The following is an 18,228-nucleotide window of genomic DNA, read 5'->3' as shown; positions in this document are numbered from 1 at the left end:
GGCTCACATTCTAATGGAACGGGCGAGCAGCACGAACCAATCGGCCTTGCCCAGCTTGGGCCGATGCCGGAAGACGTCGCCGCGCACACGCGCTATGCGCTCCAGGATGCGCAGGCCGCCCTGCACGGTGAGGCGGATTTCCCAGCCGATCCGCCCGGGTAGCGCATGGACCAGCGGCGCGCCGCGCAGCATCAGGGTGCGCGCCCGGTCGACCTGGAAAGCGATCAGTTTTTCCCAGCCTTCGCCGCAACGGCCGGCGGCGATATCGTCCTCGCCGACGCCGAAGCGCTGCATCTCGACCTGCGGCAGGTAGATCCGGTCCTTCTGCCAGTCGATGGCGATGTCCTGCCAGAAATTGATCAACTGCAGCGCGGTGCAGATGCAGTCGGACTGCATCAGTTGCGTGTCGCCGGTGCGCTTGAACAAGGCCAGCACCAGCCGGCCGACCGGGTTGGCCGAGCGTCGGCAGTAATCGATCAGCTCCGGGTAGTCAGCATAGCGCGTCTTGACCACGTCCTGGGCGAAGGCGTCGAGCAGGTCGCGGAACAACTGGATCGGCAAGGCGTGGTCAGCGATGACTTCGGCCAGGTCGACGAACAGCGGTGTCTGCGGGGTGTTGCCGGCGGCGATGCGGTCGAGTTCGGCCTGGTAGGCGGCAAGCTCGGCCAGGCGCTGCTCGGGCGTCGCGTCGCCCTCGTCGGCAATGTCGTCGGCGCTGCGCGCGAAGCGGTAAATCACCTCGATCGGCTGGCGCAGCGGCGCTGGTACCAGGATCGAGGCGACGGGAAAGTTTTCGTAATGGTCGACTGGCATGGGCGTTATTCGTGCTCGGTGTTAGAATGCGCCCCGCCTGCCCAGGTGGCGAAATTGGTAGACGCACCAGATTTAGGTTCTGGCGTAGCAATACGTGGGGGTTCGAGTCCCTTCCTGGGCACCATATATAGCATAAGGCTCTGATTTTTCAGGGCTTTTTGTTTTTCCATCCCCTCATTCTAGCAAGTGGGGCACAGATGGGACACAAACTTGGTCACGTACCCGCGTATTTGATGCGACGCGGCAGCCTTTTCTACTACCGGGCAAGAGTGCCAAAAGCACTAATTTCTGTCGTTGGTCGGGATGAAATCAGGCATCCATTAAGAACTGGAAACTTGCGGGAAGCATCGCGTATCGCCGCAATTTTTTCGATTCAGTATGATGCAGCCTTTCGCAAAACTGACCCACTAGCAATCATGGTAGATATTGACCGAATTCGTCGGCTAGGTTTGGGCGCTGGCATGGGCTTGACGATTGAATGGGGTGACAACGGTCGGATTAAAAAGATTGAATCGGACCCCAACAATGCCGACGACCGCGCTGCCGCCCTTGAGGTTGTGCGGATTGTGGCCGGGCAACAAGCACCAGCGGTTCCAACGCTGGCCCCTGCCTCATTGGCTTCAGCGCCAGCGGCAAATGGCCCGGCGACGCTTGCCGCCCTTGTTAAAGACTACATCCAGACCCGAAGTCGCCCTGACCGCCTCGGAAAATTCATGCGCGGCTGGGAACTTGAAGAAAAGCGCAAAGAACGAGCATCTGCGGTTGAGATTCTGGTCGACATTCTTGGTGACATGCCACTTTCCAGAATTAATCGAAACGTCATGGAAAAGGCGTGGTCTGACTTACGGATGTTGCCCCCGAATTGGGCGAAAGCCCCGCAATTCCGAGGAAAAAGCATCGGCGAGATTGTGAAGATGCAAGCCGATGCACAACGTATATACGTGGATGCACGGAACAAACTCAAGACAGCAGAAGAGCGTGCCAGGCGGTGTCCCGCGGAGTGGTGTAAGAGCGGAAGGTGTTGAGTTTGCCGTGGTGGCCCTGCAGGGCCACCACGGCGGGCGCAATCAGGAGGTCATCGGAGAACTCCGGTAAGGTTGGGTTTGCGAATCTCAATCTCTACTGAGGAGTAAACCGATGACCCAAGACAGAATGCAACTTTCCGAGCTGCTTGAAAAGGCCGGCGCCGACGATATCGTGCGCGAGATGATCGGCTTTGTGGCCCAGCGCCTGATGGAGCTGGATGTCGAGAACCGCTGCGGCGCCAGCCATGGCGAGCGTTCCGAGGCGCGAACCAATTCCCGAAACGGCTTTCGGGATCGCGCGTGGGATACCCGCGCCGGCACGGTGGCGCTGCGCATCCCTAAGCTGCGCTCCGGCAGCTACTTCCCGCCCTTCCTGGAACCACGGCGGACCGCCGAAAAGGCGCTGGCGGCCGTTATCCAGGAGGCCTACGTGCAGGGCATCTCGACGCGTTCGGTCGATGATCTGGTCCAGGCTATGGGCATGAGCGGCATCTCCAAGAGCCAGGTCTCTCGCCTCTGCGCCGAGATCGACGAGCGGGTGCAGACCTTCCTTGCCCGTCCCATCGAAGGCGACTGGCCCTATCTGTGGATTGACGCCACCTACCTCAAGGTACGTCAGGCCGGAAGAATCGTTTCCGTCGCCGCCATAATCGCCATCGGCGCTAACAGCGATGGCCGACGCGAAGTGCTTGGGCTGCAGGTCGGCGCCTCTGAAGCCGAACCCTTCTGGACTGAATTCCTGCGCAGCCTGTCGCGTCGCGGCCTGCGCGGCGTCAAGCTGGTGATCTCGGACGCCCACGAGGGCCTGAAAGCTGCTGTACGCAAGGTGATCTCTGCAACCTGGCAGCGTTGCCGGGTACATTTCATGCGCAATGTCCTGGTTCATGCGCCGACCAACCAGCGTCGCATGGTGTCTGCCCTGATCGCCACCATCTTTGCCCATGAGACAGAAGCTGCGGCACGGGACCAGTGGCGAACCGTCGCTGACCAACTCCGTGAGCGCCTGCCAAAGATCGCCCGGCTGATGGATGATGCCGAGGACGATGTGCTCGCACACATGGGCTTTCCTCGCGAGCACCGGAGCAAGATCCACAGCACCAATCCGATTGAGCGGCTCAATGCCGAAATCAAGCGCCGTACCGACGTCGTCGGCATCTTTCCCAACGAAGCGGCCATCTACCGCCTGGTCGGCGCCCTATTGCTTGAACAGAACGACGAGTGGGCCATGCAGCGACGTTACATGACCCTGGAAACCTTGGCCGAGGTCGGCGACAATCCCGCCGTCAGCTTGTCCGCCGTGACCCTCTGACTGGCAATCCAACCTCACCGGAATCCATGACTTCCTGATTGCCTCTTACACCACGAACGGGGACACGATCGCGTGCCAAGCTCGAACAATCCAAGTTTGTGCGGTTTTTGGCTTACAAAACGTTGGAATGGTACGAGTCTGCTTGGTCCGGTCTTTTCGATTACGCTATCAATAATGAATTCACGCTCACAAGGAATCATGCCAAGGGCCTGAAAAAAGGACTTGAAAAAGACTCTGCTCCGAAACTGCCCTTCACTCAACAGCAACTTCAAGCTATTTTTGAGGGACCGAACTTCCAAAGTCGGACCGATGACGACCCAGCGAAATACTGGGTTCCGACAATCCTTTTATATACAGGGGCACGGCTCAACGAAATTTGTCAGCTACTTGTAGATGACATCATCGAGGAGGAAGGTGTTAAGTGCATTAGGATCAATGATGACGAAGCAACGCGTCAGCGCCTGAAAAATGAGGCATCTCGGCGTTTTGTCCCGATCCATTCAAAACTGATCGAGTTGGGGTTCCTTAGTTATGTCGATGCAAGGCGGCAACGCGGCGACCAAAAGCTTTTCCCGAGCCTTGATGACGGAAGCGTAAAGCACAACAAATATTTTGGGAATTGGATCAATCGTTATTTCGATGTTGTTGGCGTGGTTGGAAAGGGTCTAGATAGTCATAGCTTCCGCCACACTGTGATTCTTGCTTTCAAAACGGCAGAGGTGCCTGAGACACACGCGGCGGCGATTTGCGGGCATGAACACGGTGAGCGTGACGACAATGGCGATAAGAAAAAAGACAGTACATACAGCATGTATGGCGGACAGATTCCCCCAGATAAGCTTGTGAAGTATGTCGAATTGTTAGACTGGAATATCAAACATTCGTCGTTTAGCGGTGAGCTTGACGCTTCACGCCGAGGCGTAAGGAAGATAAGTTCTGTCAGAAGCCGGTAGCCCGTTCTGGAAGAAGCTAGGCGGGGTTTCTGGAGGAAGCTAAACTGGGATAGGTTCTTGCGTATTCCTGCTTCCATCTTCTTCCAGATGCGCCAGCATCTTGAAGAAGATGGGGGTTGGTCGGGATCAGCGATTTTTTGATCACGATTCGCGTTAGCGAAAAACCACCGCGATAGACGCGTTAGCGTTTATCGCATTCCTGGCGCTGCAAAGCGCGATGCCTTGGCGGGTGGCGGCGGCTTGATCGTGTTGCGCACAGCACGTGATGCCGAGACGCCAACGATAGCCAAACCACAGGCACCAGCGGTGCCGTGGTGAGCGCGGCCATACGCTGACTGCGAAGCGGTTGCAGCGTGTCCCAACGTCATTGCAACTGCGTCAGCATCAACGCCCGAAGCCTTCAGGCTGCTGGCTACAGCGTGGCGGATGCTGTAAGGCGATACACCTACCCGCAGGCGGGGAAATGCACGTTTGCCTGCTTGCCTTACAGCATCGCTGAAGGCTTTCGCGTTGCTGGAAACCGTGATTTCCGAGGCTCTGTCTAGCTGCCCAAGCAAAAACTTGGCGGCGAAATGTTCCCTTGAAATGGACAGTTCGCGGATTTCTTGGCCCCGGATTTCACTGAGTTTTGCTCCCTTGATTTGCAAAACGAGGTTGCCGGATTCGTCATTTTTGACCAAAACGCCCGCCTCGATTTCGGCAGGACGGCATCCAGAAAGCAGCGAAACAGCGAGTGCATTTTGGTGTTTCGTGGAGCATTTTTCGAACAGTTTTTGCTCCCAGTTTTCGATTTTCACGAGCTTGCCGAGTCCGTTTTTCTTCGAATGAGATTCCATTTTTTTGCTGGATTTAACATCTTCCCATGTGATTTTTGATCCATTTTCATTAGATTCTGGATCGGAATTTGCCGGGAAATCATCAAAAAATTTGGAAATTTCCGCAAGTTTTTGGACAATTTCTGCGTGATATTCTGTTCCTTTTTCACATTTGTCGCGCTGATTCATCAGGAATTTTGCTCCTTCCGCAAGCGAAAAAAGCGTAGCCGCACGATTTTTATAGAACGTGTTTTTGCTGCTTGCTTCTGAAAAATGGACGCCTTTTTCTTGAAGTTTTTGGAAAGTCTTGCGGTATTCGGTTGCCGTTCTTTCGGAAACTTTCAGATTTACAGCACTAATTTGCTCCCGAATTTTCTTGATTAATACATATTCTTCTGCAAGTTTGGGTTGAAAATTAGACATTTTTTTCTCCATTCATTTGGAGTTTAGGCTTAAAGTCGGGTAGTTTTGATCGTGCGAACGTTCGTCATCGTCTTTTTTAATTGACTTTCTCTTTGGAACTTCTGGGAAACGCTTTGCAAATTCTGCAATCTCTTTCGAGATTTCACAGTTATTCAGCAACCATTCTCCGTCATTTTCAAAGTCGTAATGAATAATATATGTGTCAATTTGCCGAAGAATTCGGACGCGAAAGCCAGGTTGGATGTCAGCAAAATCGCAAATTGATTTGAATTTTTTTGCTTCAGCGAAATAAATTACGATTTCATTTCCTGAAAATTTATCGAGCAAAAAGAAAAACTGACGCGATTTCGTGATTTCAAGCACGCAAAACACAAGTTCGTTTCTATTGAAATCAGCGAATCGTTTTGAAATATGTTCGAAACTAACTGATTTTTTTTGTGCTTCAATTCGCTGTTGGATCTCTTCTGCTATTTCTACAGCACTTTCATCATCCGAGAATTTTTGAAACAATGCGCTTGCTTGCTTTGTTGCTTTTTGTGTTTTCAAAAGTTTTTCAAAGCTGAGCATCTCATTTCTCCTTCATATCGCGGATGTCGTAGGGTGGTCGCCGTTTTGTGACCCCCGGAAAAATCCGGGGGTGGTGTTGGAGCTTAGTTAAGGAATTGTTCTGCTGCTGCTATATATGCTTGCGCAAGATTTTCAGAACCATACGAATAATCAAGTTCTTCATCATCTTGTGCTTCGCTGATTGAAATGTCAGCGTCAGTGATTTTGATTGCTTTGAGATGCCTGCTGTCACGTGTGTATAACTCGACAACTGCAAAATCTTCGAAGTAATGAAAGACTCCACCAGCGCCGCCCAAACCTACGCCAGCACTGCGTACTCGCAGCGCAGGATAGTTATCAATAAAGCTGATCTGTTCGCTTTTGCTCAATTCGTTAAATTCATCTTTGTTCATTTCTGTAACTCCAAAATCATGGTTTGTCGAAACTGACACTTTCAGAATACATGTATTTTTTTCCAGCGAAAGTTACTTTCTTGAAAATTGAACGGCAGAATCCATGTTTTGGTTTTTTTCTCTGGACTTAAAACACCGTGATTTTCTATATTTGAATAGGGTTTTAATGTTTCAAAATGTCCTGTTTTTGTCTCTGGAAAAATTTTGTATCAGAATGTAACCAAATCAGCCGGAAAGTTCCGGCGGGTATATTCGCACTGGATATTCTGTCAATAGCCGCCCGGAAGCCGCACGCGCCACCGGCTAGCCGGTGGGGATCGGGTGAGGACGGGCGAAGCGAACTATTGAACAGCGATGGATAAGAAAAGCTCCGGCGAAACGCCGGGGGAATGGGTTTGTAAATTCCCACGGTGGTTGCCCAGCGGCGAGCGCCTTGCTTTTCAAGGTTTTAAAGGACGCAAGAGCTTGCACAGATAGACATCGCGGGGGCAGCTCTGACGCTGCCCCCTTCCATTTTTGAGGGTTCCAATTTTCTTTGGATGCTGTCAGCGCTGAAGAGCGGCGGCGGGTTATTACGCCCTGCTTGCAGGGGGTAATGAGCCGCAGACGCGTCAGCGTGTGACGCAGGGAGGCACGTACCGAGGAACACGCGCAGCGGCCATTTAAGAAAGCAAAAAGCCCGCGATTGCGGGCTTTTTGGGTATTACCGTAGTCGACTCAGAGAAAATCAATATCTCTTTCAGAAACTATACCGTCCAATTCTTCGGCCAATGCGCTGGATTCGCTGGCGGCTTGAATGGCAGCTTGCGCTGCTTTGCTTGCTTTATTAATTGCTTGCTGTTCTGCTTCGATCCACAATTTTTCAGCCCGTCGATGATTACCAATAACGACGACGGCGGGATTCAGCACGTAGCCGCGAAGTCCATTCTTTTCGAACTTTCTGACAAGCTCAGGGAGTGTTGCTGGCCACAAGCCGTCCGCATTCTTTTGAGGATTAGCGGGTGGCTCAATTGGTTTCGAAAGTCTTGCAATCGATTCTGATACTTTGCTTTTCATGATTCCAGTTTTTTGCACAATATCAACTTGTCGCATTAAACACAGTCCAGAGACTGGATCAAGACTACACGCCATGACGTTAAATATAAAGGCGTCAGAATAGTGCTTTGAACGTGTAGTTCTTTCAATCAGCATAGTGTTTTCACTATTCGTAATGAAATACTGTTTGTACGCTATCGTATGCGACTTTTCACGAATGACGATTGCGCTTCCTTCAATTTCGCCGGTTCCCAATTTGGCACGTGTTTTTTCATGTTCAGACATATATCGCCTTTTCAAAAAAATGGAGTTGATTTTTTTGAAGAGTGCGTTAATATATGTTTCATCATGTGTTGCACTCTCCATAGCCTGGACATTCTAGAAAATGTCTGGGCTTTTTCTTTTGTACCATTTTTTTTAAGACGCTGACAGATGCGCTATATGATATTTTCAAATATGCGAAGCATTTTTAATTGGTTTTGGTGATACCTTTGGATTTTCCGGAGCATCAACAATAGTTCACTTGTGAGTAATGCGAGTTCCCTTTATGTGAACTTTTTTTGTGCCCTTTGGGTAATACATATACTACGTATATGTATTACCTACGCGTGCGCGTGCGTGCGCGGCTTTTCTCTTTGTCTTTGCTTTTTACTCAATAAAAAATCACTAAATCAAATCCCAAAACCAAGACCCAAACTATCCCTAACCAATACCACAAAAATCAAACAAAACCCCCTCAAATACCAATCCAAACCCAAAAGACAACCAAAGACCCCAACCAGTACCAAAAAACGATTAAAACAAAAATATAGAGGATTTGGCCGGTCGTCCTGGTCGCCAGACCAAGACCAAGACCACGGGCAAGGTCAAGGGCAACATGGAGGGAACCGGAAACCCAAAGCCATAGAAAAAAGAATGTTCCTTGGGGGGAACAATCTTTTTTTTGAAAGTCAGAACCAAGACCAAAAAGCTATCAAACCAGCGCAGACCGATAGTGAAATGGAATAAGCCCCAGAAATGCCCCTATAATCGATTTTGTGGTGCGGGTGAAGGGAAGATGCTACTTGACCCGGAAAAATTGATTTTAGAGGCCCAGTTACGCTTTCTGGCAGTCTTGCGTGCGCGTTGCACATTCACCTGCACTCATGTGCTCACGCTGACGCGATGGAAACGCACCGACTCAGCCCACTACCCCCGGAATTTTCCGGGGGTCGGGTATTACGGTCGATACGTGTCCATTGCATTTCACGCTCTTGCAGTGTGATGCGGATAGCAAACATACCGAGTATGAGAGCGGAAAGGGGACCACTCGCCCCCGGTATCTGCCAAAGGTAGAAGGCGGTCCAGCGTGAAGCGGCGTGGTCGTCTGTCTAAACTACCGTGACCACCACAACTTACATCAGCACCAAGTCTGAAATATGACAACCGGTTTTTGTTGCTTGGTTGTGAATGAATCCCATGCCGAATTCTTTTATTGTTTTTGACTTACCTGCGGGAATGATCTCATAAATGATTCGCTTGTTGCTGTCAATGCGAGTCCCACTGTTTGAAAAGTGCTCGCACTTTAGCTCAATATCTTTGACATCACGTTGCCCTTTGTTGATGAGCGTGACTGACAACTGCATAACGTTGCCGAAACCCTCTTTGCTCCAGCGTAAGTTTTTTAGTTCAATATTGGATAATGCTACAGACTTGGGGTCAGGTGTATTTGCAGAGTTAGCGCCTCCGCTGACGGGGGGGGAGTCAGAAGTTGCTAGCCACCATATAACAACGAAGCACATCCCTAAAGTGAATAATACTTGCCAGCTGGATACATGGTGGGCAACCTTGTTTGGATGTCCGCATTTTGGGCAAGTCGGTGCTTTCCTTGAAATTTCTTGGCTGCAATTTGAACATTGAATGTTCTTCATTCACCTATCTCCTTTTTATTTGCGAATTGATCGATAAAAAGCACGGTTTCCTATCTTTTTGTGTTCGATCAGCGATTTGTCCTCCAATATCCGTGCAAGTGTGGCAAATACCCAGCCTTTCGGACCGTGCTGTCTGCCACTTTGAGGAACAGCAACGAAATTTAGATCGAGGTCGTCTTTGATCTTCGCAGCAGGGACCCAGTAACCATGCTCTTTGTGGTCTGATTCGCAGTCCTTAATAAACTCAAGCAACTCCAGCGCGGCTTCGTTTATGAGGTTGTGAATGGCATTTTTTCTGGTCATAAGTTACCCCCCCCAAAAAAGCGGTTGATGCGAATTGCTTGCGGCAATGAACATACTAGGACGCATGCAAGTATGCGAAAAGAGTGATGCTAGGCAGTGGGCGTTATTGTACTAGCATAGTCTGTCTGGTTGGGCTATGGACGGTGGGAATTTGATGGTAGACGTGAAGTGACTGTTACTGTTTTTGTCGTGCTACCTTGCAAGTAGCAAAGTTACGTTTAGGCGTATAATCTAATGCGTGCCACAGGTGGGGCACAAACTGATGCATAGTCAGTTTTTTATTTTTTTCCGGGGTTGGGAAAACATCGGAAAATCAGTAGCTTGCTGCTTACGTCGATTCACTGACGGTGGATTCCCTTCCTGGGCACCATAGGAATCAATGGCTTGGCGTTTCCGGCGATTTTCTGGAAAGGCCGAATGCTACCCGTTTTTCCCGGGTGGCGCAGGGTCTGTCTCCGCTCCTCGGGCCAGTGCCAGCCAGCGCAGCCAGTGACCGCAGGCCGAGCGGGCACGGCGTTCGGCGCCGTGCCAGCCACCGCCGTTGCAAAGTCCTGTTACCGTTTCCGACTCGACGCACACAATATCCGGGCTGTCGCCGCCCTGACGCGGACCGGTCCAGCGCTCGCAACTGGCGCAGCGTTTGCGGTCGACGGCCTGGATCACCATGCTTTGCCGTTTCAGCGGGGGGCTTGCTGGCCTTTCATCAGTTCGCGCATCTGCGGATTTTTCATCATCTCCTGCATGTTGTACTTGCCCATTCCGGGCATGATCATGTCGCCGGCTTTCTGGCCCGGTTGGCAGGGGCCAAGCCAGCGCGCCTCCTGGACCATCTTCATTTCTTTCATGCCGTCCCGCGGCGGATTGAAGCGGGTGACCATGTCGCTGCGGTAACTGCGATTGAAGTCGCCGGTGATCTCGGCATCGGTTGTCGCCGTTGTGCCCCCATCCCGGCAGACCATGTGTATGGTCATCTTGCCGGCGCCCGGCTTGATCTGCATGACCGGGCAATCCGGCTTGCCGCCGGGGCCGGAAGCATCGTTCATCACATTGTCGCTGTTCTGGTCGATGCACATCTGCATCGGTCCCTGGCCGGGCATGCCGGCAGGCATTCCGGACATCTGCGTACGGATTTCCCAAAGCCCCGACTTGCGCTTGGGCACGTCGGCGGCTGCGGCGGTCGAGGCAATGCAAGCGGCGAGCAGACTGAGGGCGATACGGGAGGTTTTCATGGCGGCGTCTCCGGTCAGGTTGGAGCACTTATCGTAGTCTGCTTTGCCGGCGTCGTCATGGGATAATCGCGCCTTTTTCCGGGGCAGGTCATGGCGCTCAAATCGACGGTCTTCAAGGCCGAATTGCAGGTATCCGATCTCGATCGCGGACATTTCGCCGAGTACGCGCTGACGGTCGCCCGTCATCCCTCGGAGACCGATGACCGGATGATGGCCCGCATTCTTGCCTTCGCCATGTTCGCCGGGCCGGACCTCGCTTTCAGCAAGGGGCTGTCCAGCGACGACGATTGCGCGCTGCAGGAAGTCGATCCGTCCGGCGTGCTGCGAACCTGGATCGAACTCGGCCAACCCGACGAAAGCCGCATCCGCAAAGGCTGCAACAAGGCCGACCGGGCCATCGTGCTGGCTTACGGGGCGCGTGCCGTCGATGTCTGGTGGCAGCAGACGGCACCGTTGCTGACGCGCTTTTCCAATCTCACCGTGCTGCGCCTGAACGCCGAAGAAACCCAGGCCCTGGGCCGCTTGGCCGAACGAACGATGAAACTCTCCTGCACCATCCAGGAAGGCACGATCTGGCTGGCCAGCGGTGAGCAATCGATCCAGTTGTCACCCGAAACACTGTTGAGCGCACAAGCTGGTTAAAATGCCGTGAAGATTTTTTTCCATCCTTCCTGAACGAGGTCAATCAGCATGTCTCAAGACGAAAACGAAACTCAAGGTGTAGTCTTCGGTGTTCTCGCCGGCGTGATCTTCGGCGTCATCGCACTGGTCGCCGGCCTCGGTATCTGGAAGGCCGGACAATCTGCCGCCCCGGTGGCGGCCGTTGCCGTTGCCGAAGAAAGCGATATCGCGCCGGTCGGCGAAGCCCTGGCCAAAGTCTATTTCGCCGTCGGCTCGGCCGAGGTCGCGGCAGCCGATTTCATGGTCGTGGTCCCCACGGCTGAGGCACTGGCTGCCAATCCGCAAGCCATCGTGCTGCTGTCCGGCTTCCACGATGAATCCGGCGATCCGGCAATGAACGCCGAACTGGCCAAGCAACGCGCCCTGGCTGTGCGCGATGTGCTGCTGGCCGGCCATATCGACATCCAGCGCATCAAACTGCGCAAACCGGAATCCACGCTGGGCGGTGGCTCGGCCGAAGAAAGCCGGCGCGTCGAGATTCGCGTTCAGTAACTTCATATGCCACGACAGCAAGCGGGCCATCTGGCCCGCTTTTGCGTTAACGGCGCAGTACCCGCCAGAGCATCTCGACGCCGGAGATGATCACATCGCCGACATCCATCTGGTTGCGCTGCAGGCGCTGCTCGCGTTCGTAGCGCGATTTTTCCCGCTCGGCGAGGATGATCGCGTCGCCGAGCATTTCCACGTCGCGGGTGGTGCGCCGGGTTTCGGCATGGTCGAAGCGGGACAGGGCCTTATCCACCGCATCCGGGTCAAGGATGGCGATGGGGGCGCGGCAATGCCGGCAGGCGTAGTCTTCACGGATGTTCACCGGGGCGCCGCAGCCGGTGCAGCGCACGGTGCCGACCTTGCGCGCCAGTTCGTCGATCTCGCTGTCGCTCAACTGGCGGACGAAACCCTTTTCGATCATCAACTGCGCAAAAGGCGTGAACCGTCCATGCTTCTGCAGGCAGCGATGGTAGTTGAACTGACCGCCGTGCTTGGAGCGGTCCAGACCGTGCAGCAGGCGTTCGTCGCAGCGCGGGCAGTGCAGCACGTCACGCAAGGGCAGGCGTTGCTGGTCGCGGTGTTCGTGGATCAGGCGGAACAGTTCGATGATGCCGCCCGGGGTGATCTGCACGCTTTCGAATTCGTCGAACCAGATGCCGTGGCAGTGAAAGCACAGGTCGATGATGACTTCGCCGTGGTGCATGCGCTCGAAGCGCCGCTTTTCCATCGGCTGCCGGCACGAAGGGCAGGGCGTCGGTTTCATCCGCAGCTGGCGGTCGGGCGGATGCTGCCGAGGTTGAGGGTGACGCCTTTCTTCATCTTGCCGATCACGTGCATTTCGCAGGCCTTGCAGTCGAACTTGAGGATCAGCTTTTCGTTACCGTTGATCAGCGTCATCGGGTCCGGCTTCAAGTGCTTCACCTCCTTCGGACAGAGGTTGAAACTATAGCGCAGGCAGTGGCGGGTGATCATCAGCGAGACCATGCCCTTTTCGTTGCCGGCCTCGTAGGCCTCGTCGATCAGCCGAACGCCGTGCTTCTCGTAGAAGGCGCGGGCCTTGCTGTTGAAGACGTTGCCGAGATAGGTCAGTTCGTCCTGCGGATAGGGCACGGGGTTGGCTGCCGGCGCCGCGCGCGGTGGGCGCGGATGGCTGGCAATGCGGGCGGCTTCGAGTTTTTCGGCCGCTTCGCGGCGCAGCGCGTTGATCACGCCGACCGGCAGGAACCAGGCCTGGCTCAGTTGCAGCTCGACGGCTTCGGCGACGAACATCGTGTTGCCGAACTTGCCGAGATTTTCCTTGAGCTTGGCCAGCGTCGCCTCCGGGTTCTGCGCCAGTTCGCGGCCGATCCGCTCGTCGCGGGGCAAGGTGACGGCTACGCTGACCTGGTCTTCGTCGCTCAGTGTCAGCACGAAAGCGTCGGCCTGCTCGGCGAAAACCGCCTTGATGGCGACGCGCCGGTCGGCCGAATCCTTTTCCAGCGCGCGCTCGAATTCCTGATCGCGGTTGCGGAACAGGGTCGTGCCTTCGCTCAAATCGGCCGGGATGTCCATCGGGAAGAGCTTCTTGCCGTCGACCCGGTTGATGCGCATTCCCTGCACATCGCCGTGGGCGTCGTGGAAGCAGACGCCGTCGCCGTTGTGGAAGGTTTCGCCGGTGTTGACCGTGAGCCAGCCGTCGCCGATCTCTGCCACCTCGCCAATCGGCTCGCCGACGAAGGCCGGCGAATCGAAAGCGCCGATGTCGTCCTGGCGGTCGTTGGCAAAATAATCGGTATAGCCGCGGTTGAAGGTCTTTTCCGGCTGCGGCGTGAAGGTGAAGGTCGAATGGCCGCTGGCAGCGCGCACGTAGCGCGGGTCGGCGGCGATGATTTCATCGAGCAGCGTGCGGTAATGGGCGGTGATGTTCTTGACGTAGGACAGGTCCTTCAAGCGGCCCTCAATCTTGAACGAGGAGACGCCGGCCTCGACCAGCGCGCGCAGGTTGTCGGACTGGTTGTTGTCCTTCATCGACAGCAGGTGCTGGTTCTCGGTGATCGTCTTGCCCTTGTCGTCGACCAGCGTGTACGGCAGCCGGCAGGCCTGCGAACACTCGCCGCGATTGGCGCTGCGGCCGGTGTGGGCGTGGCTGATGAAGCACTGTCCGGAATAAGCGACACAGAGCGCGCCATGGACAAAGTACTCGAGCGCCAGCGTCGTCGCGTCGGCCACCTGGCGGACTTCGGCGATGCTCATTTCGCGCGCCAGGACGATCTGCGAGAAGCCGGCATCTTCCAGGAACCTGGCCTTGGCCGGGTTGCGGATGTCGGTCTGGGTGCTGGCGTGGAGCTGGATCGGCGGCAGATCCAGTTCGAGCAGGCCCATGTCCTGGATGATCAGCGCGTCGACGCCGGCCTCGTACAACTGCCAGGCCAGTTGCCGGCTGTCTTCGAGCTCGTCGTCGTGCAGGATGGTGTTCAGCGCAACGAAGACCTTGGCCCGGAAACGGTGGGCGAAATCGCACAGGCGTCGGATTTCGGCGACATCGTTACCGGCGCCGTAACGGGCGCCAAAAGCCGGTCCGCCGATGTACACGGCATCGGCGCCATGCTTGATGGCTTCGATGCCGAAATCGGCGTTTTTGGCCGGAGCCAGGAGTTCTAGGGGGTGCTGGATTCGCGTCATGGCGCCTTAGTAGGTAAAACGGGGGGCAAGTTCCTCGATATTGAACTCGCGCAGGATCGCCTCGGCACGCTCGCGGGCGTTGCGGCGCGGCTTGCCGCGCTGGCTGGCGATGATCAACTCGTTCTTCATCGAATGTTCCCAGCCGACCAGTTCGGTGACGGTGACGTCGTAGCCGTGGGATTCCAGCAACAGGCAGCGCAGCACATTGGTCAGGTGGCTACCCAGTTCGCGGGTGTGGATCGGGTGCCGCCACAGTTCGGCCAGCGGCGTCTGCGCCAGCGATTCGGCCTTGCGGGCGCGCATCGTTGCCGCGACTTCGGCCTGGCAGCAGGGCACCAGCACGATGTGTTTGGCCTGTCGTGTCAAAGCGAAACGAATGGCGTCATCGGTCGCCGTATTGCAGGCATGCAGGGCGGTAACGACATCGACGACGGCCGGCAGCGCGTCCGAGGTCATCGATTCCTCGACCGTGCAGGCGAGGAAGCGCATGCGCGGGAAGTCCAGCCGGGCGGCCAGTTCGCGCGATTTGTCGACCAGTTCGGCACGCGTTTCGATGCCGACGACCTCTCCGCTGGCACGGGTCTTGATATAGAGATCGTAGAGGATGAAGCCGAGGTAAGACTTGCCGGCACCATGATCGACCAGGGTTTCCATGCCATCGAGCAGGGGCTCGATGAACTGGGCGAGATGGTAGACCTGCTTGAGCTTGCGCCGGCTGTCCTGGTTGAGCTTGCCGTCGCGCGTCAGGATATGCAGTTCCTTGAGCAGTTCGATCGACTGCCCGGGGCGGATTTCCGGGATCGTGGCGGGCGGGTTCTGTTTTTTCATGGGCGCAATTATCGCATTCAAACTTCTATCACTTTCGTGTCAACCGAATGGCGATGGCGTCGTTATTGCAATCATGGTGTAGATGCACCGTAATCTCACGGAGACACGAATGGGCAGTCTGAGCAACGAATCCTTCGAGCAATTTCTGGATTCCCTGAAAAAGGCAGGTATCTCGATTTCCAATGAAGCCCAGTTGCGCGAGCGATTGGCCGAAGCGCAGCGCTGGCGTTATGCTTTCCAGACGCTGGCCGCCAACGGCAAGAGCATCGGCATCTGTTTCGAAGACCAGTCCGCCGGCAGCAACAGCGCCGAGATCGAACGGGCCTTCGCTGAATTCCAGTTATCTGAAAGAAGCAAGGCGGTTTTCTCCGCCAGCCTCAAGCACTGAGTTTCGCTGTTCCGCGAAAAGCGGGGCAGGAAAATGAAAGACGGGCGCCGAAATGGCGCCCGTTCTGTTTTGCAGATTGCGCTTAGCGCGTGATCGGCTTGTAGCGGATACGCTTGGGCTTGGCGCCTTCTTCGCCCAGACGGCGGCGCTTGTCCTCTTCGTATTCCTGGTAGTTGCCCGGGAAGAAGGTCCATTGCGAATCGCCTTCGGCGGCCAGGATGTGGGTACAAATCCGGTCGAGGAACCAGCGGTCGTGGGAGATGACCATGGCGCAGCCGGGGAATTCGAGCAGGGCGTCTTCCAGCGCGCGCAGGGTTTCCACGTCGAGGTCGTTGGACGGTTCGTCGAGCAGCAGGACGTTGCCGCCGGACATCAGCGTCTTGGCTAGGTGCAGACGACCGCGCTCGCCGCCGGACAGGTTGCCGACCAGCTTGCCCTGATCGCCGCCCTTGAAGTTGAAGCGGCCGATGTAGGCGCGGCTGGGCATTTCGAACTTGCCGATCTGCAGGATGTCGCTGCCCTGGGCCAGTTCGTCGAACACCGTCTTCGAACCGTCGAGGCAGTCGCGCGACTGGTCGACGTAGGCCAGCTTGACCGTCTGACCGATCTTCACTTCGCCCGAATCCGGCTGTTGCTGACCGGTGATCATCTTGAACAGCGTCGATTTACCGGCACCGTTCGGGCCGATGATGCCGACGATGGCGCCGGGCGGGATGGTGAAGCTGACGTTGTCCATCAGCAACTTGTCGCCGAAGCACTTGCTGACGTTGTTGAATTCGATGACCTGATCGCCCAGGCGCTCGCCGACCGGAATGAAAATTTCCTGGGTCTCGTTGCGCTTCTGGTACTCGTGGCTGGACATTTCCTCGAAGCGGGCCAGACGGGCCTTGGACTTGGCCTGGCGCGCCTTCGGATTGCTGCGCACCCATTCCAGTTCCTGCTTCATCGCCTTCATGTGGGCGTCGACCTGCTTGTTTTCGGTTTCCAGGCGGGCTTCCTTCTGCTCCAGCCAGGACGAGTAATTGCCCTTCCACGGAATGCCGTGGCCGCGGTCGAGTTCGAGAATCCACTCGGCGGCGTTGTCGAGGAAGTAGCGGTCGTGGGTGACGGCGACCACGGTGCCCGGGAAACGCACCAGGAACTGCTCCAGCCATTCGACCGATTCGGCGTCGAGGTGGTTGGTCGGCTCGTCGAGCAGCAGCATGTCGGGCTTCGAGAGCAGCAGCTTGGCCAGCGCCACGCGGCGCTTTTCACCGCCGGACAGGACGCCGATCCTGGCGTCCCAGGGCGGCAGACGCAGCGCGTCGGCGGCGATTTCCATCTGGTGTTCGGTATCCGAGCCGGCGGTGGCGATGATCGCTTCCAGGCGGGCCTGTTCTTCGGCCAGCTTGTCGAAGTCGGCTTCCGGGTCGGCGTAGGCGGCATAGACCTCGTCGAGCTTGGCCTGTGCCTGCATGACTTCGCCGAGCGCCGATTCGACTTCCTCGCGCACGGTCTTGTCGGCGTCGAGTTGCGGTTCCTGCGGCAGGTAGCCAATCGACACGCCGGCCAGGTGCTGGACCTCGCCGTCGTATTCCTTGTCCACACCGGCCATGATCTTGAGCACGGTCGATTTGCCCGCGCCGTTCAGGCCGAGCAGGCCGATCTTGGCGCCGGGGAAGAAGGAAAGGGAAATGTCCTTGATGATCTGCCGTTTGGGAGGAACGATCTTGCTGACGCGCAGCATCGACATTACGTATTGAGCCATGGTCTCGCCTGTGACAAAAAAAACGGGGAAGGCCCGCAGTCTACGGGGCTTCCCCTAAAATGACCAGCCTTTGCGCTCAGGCGGACAAAGCGCTCAGGATGGGAGGGTGGTTCTTTTCTGCTGCCAGGGCGTTGATGTCGCCGCACAGTTCGCCACCTTCGGCGATCACCAGCTTGCCGTAACGGATCTTGCCGCTGACCCGCCCGGTGGCGTGGATGATCAATTGCGAACGGGCGGTCAGTTCGCCGTCGAAGCTGCCGTGAATCTCGGCCACATCGATGCTCACCTTGCCGGAAAACGCGCCCTTGTCCGCAATGCGGATGACGCGGCTGTCCATCGTTGCCTCGACCCGGCCCTCGACAACCAGCATGTCGCAATCCAGGATTTCGGCGCCCTTGAGTTTGACATCCGGGCCGACGATCAATCGGGCACCGCTGTCCTTCTCGGTGGTTTTATCGTTTTGTACTGCGTTCGACGGAGATACTTCCTGGCCACTCTGCGGTGGCGCTGTGGGGGTTGCTGCCTGGACTGCGTTGATGCTCTGGGGTGGGGTGCCGTTGCCGAGAACGGGGCGGGTGGTTCGCTGCGGGTTCTGCTCCGCACGAGTGATCGGCGGGCTGGTTTTCATGAACATGGATTCTCCTATAGGCAGGGTCGAGA

The 18,228-nt window shown here is 55.8% G+C and carries 20 protein-coding genes and 1 tRNA gene; 7 read left to right on the top strand and 14 right to left on the bottom strand.

From position 1 onward, the window contains the following. Positions 1-3: 3 nt before the first annotated feature. Complete coding sequence (gene hpnC / locus AADV58_RS11720; RefSeq protein WP_341743281.1) at positions 4-813, bottom strand: squalene synthase HpnC; 810 nt, start codon at positions 811-813, stop codon at positions 4-6. A 39-nt stretch (positions 814-852) separates the two neighbouring features. On the opposite strand from hpnC, the gene AADV58_RS11715 reads away from it, so the two are divergent. From AADV58_RS11715 to AADV58_RS11700, 4 genes are all read left to right on the top strand, one after another. Beyond that, positions 853-937: transfer RNA gene (locus tag AADV58_RS11715), tRNA-Leu, on the top strand. A gap of 73 nt (positions 938-1,010) precedes the next feature. Continuing rightward, positions 1,011-1,838 carry a DUF6538 domain-containing protein gene (locus tag AADV58_RS11710; protein WP_341743280.1) on the top strand — a complete coding sequence of 276 codons (828 nt, stop codon included), beginning with the start codon at positions 1,011-1,013 and terminating at the stop codon, positions 1,836-1,838. 112 nt (positions 1,839-1,950) lie between these two features. Then, a complete protein-coding gene (locus AADV58_RS11705; protein WP_341743058.1) occupies positions 1,951-3,147 on the top strand; it encodes an IS256 family transposase in 1,197 nt (398 codons plus the stop codon). 107 nt (positions 3,148-3,254) lie between these two features. After that, positions 3,255-4,100 (top strand): site-specific integrase, encoded by an 846-nt coding sequence (locus AADV58_RS11700; protein ID WP_341743279.1) that lies wholly within the window; start codon positions 3,255-3,257, stop codon positions 4,098-4,100. 188 nt (positions 4,101-4,288) lie between these two features. On the opposite strand, the gene AADV58_RS11695 is transcribed toward AADV58_RS11700, so the two are convergent. The 8 genes from AADV58_RS11695 to AADV58_RS11660 all read right to left on the bottom strand — a co-directional run bounded on the left by AADV58_RS11695 (position 4,289) and on the right by AADV58_RS11660 (position 10,774). After that, positions 4,289-5,338 carry a site-specific integrase gene (locus tag AADV58_RS11695; protein ID WP_341743278.1) on the bottom strand — a complete coding sequence of 350 codons (1,050 nt, stop codon included), beginning with the start codon at positions 5,336-5,338 and terminating at the stop codon, positions 4,289-4,291. A 12-nt stretch (positions 5,339-5,350) separates the two neighbouring features. Further along, a complete protein-coding gene (locus AADV58_RS11690; protein WP_341743277.1) occupies positions 5,351-5,905 on the bottom strand; it encodes a hypothetical protein in 555 nt (184 codons plus the stop codon). Positions 5,906-5,988: 83 nt separating this feature from the next. Further along, a complete protein-coding gene (locus tag AADV58_RS11685) occupies positions 5,989-6,297 on the bottom strand; it encodes a hypothetical protein (protein WP_341743276.1) in 309 nt (102 codons plus the stop codon). A 717-nt stretch (positions 6,298-7,014) separates the two neighbouring features. Beyond that, positions 7,015-7,617 carry a hypothetical protein gene (locus AADV58_RS11680; RefSeq protein ID WP_341743275.1) on the bottom strand — a complete coding sequence of 201 codons (603 nt, stop codon included), beginning with the start codon at positions 7,615-7,617 and terminating at the stop codon, positions 7,015-7,017. 1,109 nt (positions 7,618-8,726) lie between these two features. Then, positions 8,727-9,242 carry a hypothetical protein gene (locus tag AADV58_RS11675; RefSeq protein WP_341743274.1) on the bottom strand — a complete coding sequence of 172 codons (516 nt, stop codon included), beginning with the start codon at positions 9,240-9,242 and terminating at the stop codon, positions 8,727-8,729. Positions 9,243-9,257: 15 nt separating this feature from the next. Beyond that, positions 9,258-9,545 carry a hypothetical protein gene (locus tag AADV58_RS11670; RefSeq protein WP_341743273.1) on the bottom strand — a complete coding sequence of 96 codons (288 nt, stop codon included), beginning with the start codon at positions 9,543-9,545 and terminating at the stop codon, positions 9,258-9,260. 420 nt (positions 9,546-9,965) lie between these two features. Beyond that, positions 9,966-10,211: a hypothetical protein gene (locus AADV58_RS11665; RefSeq protein WP_081700178.1), complete on the bottom strand. Its 246-nt coding sequence runs from the start codon at positions 10,209-10,211 to the stop codon at positions 9,966-9,968. An 11-nt stretch (positions 10,212-10,222) separates the two neighbouring features. Continuing rightward, positions 10,223-10,774 carry a DUF3617 domain-containing protein gene (locus AADV58_RS11660; RefSeq protein WP_043421269.1) on the bottom strand — a complete coding sequence of 184 codons (552 nt, stop codon included), beginning with the start codon at positions 10,772-10,774 and terminating at the stop codon, positions 10,223-10,225. A gap of 90 nt (positions 10,775-10,864) precedes the next feature. Between AADV58_RS11660 and AADV58_RS11655 the strand changes: the two genes are divergently transcribed. After that, a complete protein-coding gene (locus AADV58_RS11655; protein ID WP_341743272.1) occupies positions 10,865-11,416 on the top strand; it encodes a YaeQ family protein in 552 nt (183 codons plus the stop codon). A 48-nt stretch (positions 11,417-11,464) separates the two neighbouring features. Further along, positions 11,465-11,947, top strand: coding sequence for an OmpA family protein (locus AADV58_RS11650; RefSeq protein WP_341743271.1), 483 nt, complete (start codon positions 11,465-11,467; stop codon positions 11,945-11,947). Positions 11,948-11,993: 46 nt separating this feature from the next. On the opposite strand, the gene AADV58_RS11645 is transcribed toward AADV58_RS11650, so the two are convergent. From AADV58_RS11645 to AADV58_RS11635, 3 genes are read right to left on the bottom strand one after another with little or no spacing between them, the layout of a single operon-like run. Then, a complete protein-coding gene (locus AADV58_RS11645; RefSeq protein WP_245580536.1) occupies positions 11,994-12,671 on the bottom strand; it encodes a zf-TFIIB domain-containing protein in 678 nt (225 codons plus the stop codon). Positions 12,672-12,703: 32 nt separating this feature from the next. Continuing rightward, a complete protein-coding gene (locus AADV58_RS11640) occupies positions 12,704-14,605 on the bottom strand; it encodes a U32 family peptidase (protein WP_341743270.1) in 1,902 nt (633 codons plus the stop codon). Between the two features lie 6 nt (positions 14,606-14,611). Continuing rightward, positions 14,612-15,433, bottom strand: a complete 822-nt coding sequence (locus AADV58_RS11635) for a class I SAM-dependent methyltransferase (RefSeq protein ID WP_028995047.1) — start codon at positions 15,431-15,433, stop codon at positions 14,612-14,614. A gap of 109 nt (positions 15,434-15,542) precedes the next feature. On the opposite strand from AADV58_RS11635, the gene AADV58_RS11630 reads away from it, so the two are divergent. Then, on the top strand, positions 15,543-15,821 hold the full coding sequence (locus tag AADV58_RS11630; RefSeq protein WP_028995048.1) for a hypothetical protein: 279 nt from the start codon (positions 15,543-15,545) through the stop codon (positions 15,819-15,821). A gap of 82 nt (positions 15,822-15,903) precedes the next feature. Here AADV58_RS11630 and ettA read toward each other — a convergent pair whose 3' ends face one another. Together ettA and AADV58_RS11620 are read right to left on the bottom strand one after the other, a co-directional pair. Then, positions 15,904-17,568: an energy-dependent translational throttle protein EttA gene (ettA, locus tag AADV58_RS11625; RefSeq protein ID WP_341743269.1), complete on the bottom strand. Its 1,665-nt coding sequence runs from the start codon at positions 17,566-17,568 to the stop codon at positions 15,904-15,906. 76 nt (positions 17,569-17,644) lie between these two features. Further along, positions 17,645-18,202 carry a bactofilin family protein gene (locus AADV58_RS11620; RefSeq protein ID WP_424243809.1) on the bottom strand — a complete coding sequence of 186 codons (558 nt, stop codon included), beginning with the start codon at positions 18,200-18,202 and terminating at the stop codon, positions 17,645-17,647. Positions 18,203-18,228 lie beyond the last annotated feature (26 nt).

The sequence above is a fragment of the Azonexus hydrophilus genome (genome assembly GCF_038368255.1).
In the GTDB taxonomy this organism is placed as follows: domain Bacteria; phylum Pseudomonadota; class Gammaproteobacteria; order Burkholderiales; family Rhodocyclaceae; genus Azonexus; species Azonexus hydrophilus.
This window is presented reverse-complemented; position numbering and strand designations above follow the sequence as displayed.